Genomic DNA, 2,615 nt, shown 5'->3' with positions numbered 1-2,615 from the left:
GAGAGGCTACGCCAACGAGTTTGCCTTTTCCCGATACCATCGCGTAAATATATTGGTGGTAAACGTACTCTTCGAGTTTACTGGCTGCTGCTTTTTTGGCAGCAATCCAGGCTTTAAATTCGGTCACACTGCCCAATAATTTTTCAGTTAATTTAGTACCCGTTGCCTCTTCATAAGTAGCTTTCAACTGCTTCGCTGTCAGCGTATCACCCGCGACTTCCAGTGCCTTGTTTACCAAGTCTGGGTCGCTTACCACCACCGCCACATACTTGGCAGTATCATCAGTGGTGGTGAAATTCATCGGCATGTCACCATCACCCCAGTACTGAAAGGTCTGATGTTCCAGATCGAACATCGGTAAATAAGTCAGGCTATCCATGAATGCTCCATTGAGTACTAAGGTATATTCCAAACCGCTGTGCTGAAGATACTCAAGTACTTCCTTCCGCTTGTCCAAATTGTCATTATCGCCGTAATCTAACCCGCGATAATCTGCCGAATAATCGGAGGGAATAAACCGCTTTACGCCCTGCTGTTTGGCAGCATCAATTAGGTGTTTCTGCCCTGGTACAGTTGCGTCAGTGTTACCGATCGCCGATACGACCACATCGACTCCAGTACAAGGAGTCAGTAAGGTTTCAGGTTGCATCACATCGCCTTCGACGATCGTTGCGCCCTTGGCTTTCATGGCATCGATCTTTTGGCTATTTTTTTCATTGCTGTCATTAATAGATCGCACCATTGCCCGAACATTTACATCACCTTTTTCGAGTAGAGCAGAAACAATTTTAGTACCCAACATTCCGGTAGCACCAGCAACTAGAACCGTCAATTTGTTATTCATGATGATGTTCCTTTTAAAGTTTATATAATTTGTCTTTTGCCGTCAGCGATTCCGCGAAGTGGAGATCGCGACGATGAAGTAGACTTGTAACATACAGATATCGATCGCATCCCAGAAATCGAGATCTGTAGGTTGGGTTGAAAAATGAAACTCAACACACTCAACTCATCAATTGCCCAGAATGAAAATCGTCCCGTGTCAGATAATTTAGCCGCCATAACCTTGTAAGAAATTAGTTTTAGCCGCTGGATATTTTTTGATGATTTCCGCCATCGCCTGATTCGTTTTTTCCAGATCGGGAAGAGGCATCGAAGCGGGCGGTAATGTCCGCACCTGGGCGGGTACAGTCGTCGCCATAATGATGTGCACCCAGCGGGCACATAAGTATTAGTTAGTCGTACCGTTTCCGAATCAATTTGAAAGGCGTGTTTGGTGCCGCGTGGAACTGCCACAAACGAGCCAGCAGTTGCTTTAACCGGACGATCTTCGATAAAGAAGGTCATTTCACCCTCAATAATGTAGAAGCTCTCATCTGCTGCTTCGTGAATATGAGGTGCTGCTGACGGCCCACGCGGTATCAGTTCTTCAATACAGGAATACGCGCCATTGGTATCTTCGGCAGTTGCTAACATCGTCCAGAGGATGCCCATCCCCCAGTAGGCGCGACCTACGGTATTGTTGACTTCAAAAGCTTGTGGCTTGTTTTGGGTGTTCATGTCTAAATTCTCTACTTAAAATAGTTATTAGAAAGACAGCTAACTGTTAAAATCAGCTTATTTTTGACAGCACATCGATTGCACTCATCCAGCGAACATCGGGATAGCGATCGTTATCAAGTGGTTGATTTTGAACACCAAACATACTGTGTAAATATTGCTTGCCCTGCCAACTGGGATACAGTTCTTTTTCTCCTTCAGGATTAGCCGATCGCTCTTGTTTATTTGAGGCAGAAAAATCTTCCATACTGCCCATTTGAATGAGTTTAAATTCTTGTTTTTTAACTTCTGCACCAGCAGCAACCAATTCATTCGGGCTAATTTGGAAACTAGCGATCCGTAGAATTTTCGGAGTTGAGGGATCGATTGCAGCGGCAGCAGTATAATCTGCTGTATCGTCCATCGTTGTAAAGTCGATTTTCCAGTCAGATTTATCGCCCCAATAGCCGACACTATAATTTTTAACGTTATAAAGTGGCGTACCATAGCTCAAAATATCGGCAAAAGCTCCATTCAAGATTGAAGTGGCAGCGATGGGCGATTTATCTAGATATTGATGAAACTCTTTGCGGAGATCGAAATTTCGGTTTTCGCCTGCGGGTAGTTTGGTAAAGTCGGAGGAATAATCTGAAGGAATAAAACGCGGGACACCTGCTGAAATCGCAGCGTCAAGCAGTTTAATTTGGGAGTCAACGATGACATCGTGCAGTCCTGCTAAAGCCGAAACCACACAGGATACGCCCTGACAAGCTTGTTTAAGATCTTCTGCATTCGACAAATCGACAGTAATTACTTTCGCACCGAGTTCGGTTAGTTTGGCAATTTTTTCTGGTTCGCTACCGTTACGGACGATCGCCCGAACTTCTGCACCCCTTTTAATTAAAGCTTTGATAATTCGTCCGCCAAGATTACCCGTTCCGCCTGCTACTAAAATTATTTGGTTCATGATGTTTTGGATGTATTTAAGTTTTTTACTAATTAAAGCTACTCATAACCCCAGCGTTTAGAAACCGCTGCTCGGAATGCAAAGTCCGCCTTCGCGGACTAATCAGCCA

At 44.6% G+C, this 2,615-nt stretch carries 3 protein-coding genes; all 3 read right to left on the bottom strand.

Annotated elements, in window-relative coordinates:
- On the bottom strand, positions 1–844 hold an 844-nt coding region (locus RMO79_RS23950; protein WP_310485784.1), incomplete at its 3' end, for an aromatic alcohol reductase.
- 20 nt (positions 845–864) lie between these two features.
- Complete coding sequence (locus tag RMO79_RS23945; protein WP_310485783.1) at positions 865–1,560, bottom strand: cupin domain-containing protein; 696 nt, start codon at positions 1,558–1,560, stop codon at positions 865–867.
- A gap of 52 nt (positions 1,561–1,612) precedes the next feature.
- Positions 1,613–2,506 carry an NmrA family NAD(P)-binding protein gene (locus RMO79_RS23940; protein WP_310485782.1) on the bottom strand — a complete coding sequence of 298 codons (894 nt, stop codon included), beginning with the start codon at positions 2,504–2,506 and terminating at the stop codon, positions 1,613–1,615.
- Positions 2,507–2,615 lie beyond the last annotated feature (109 nt).

The organism is Chamaesiphon sp. VAR_48_metabat_403 (assembly GCF_031422475.1).
In the GTDB taxonomy this organism is placed as follows: Bacteria; Cyanobacteriota; Cyanobacteriia; order Cyanobacteriales; family Chamaesiphonaceae; genus Chamaesiphon.
The sequence above is the reverse complement of the archived record's forward strand: the minus strand, read 5'-3'. Positions and strand labels throughout refer to the sequence as shown.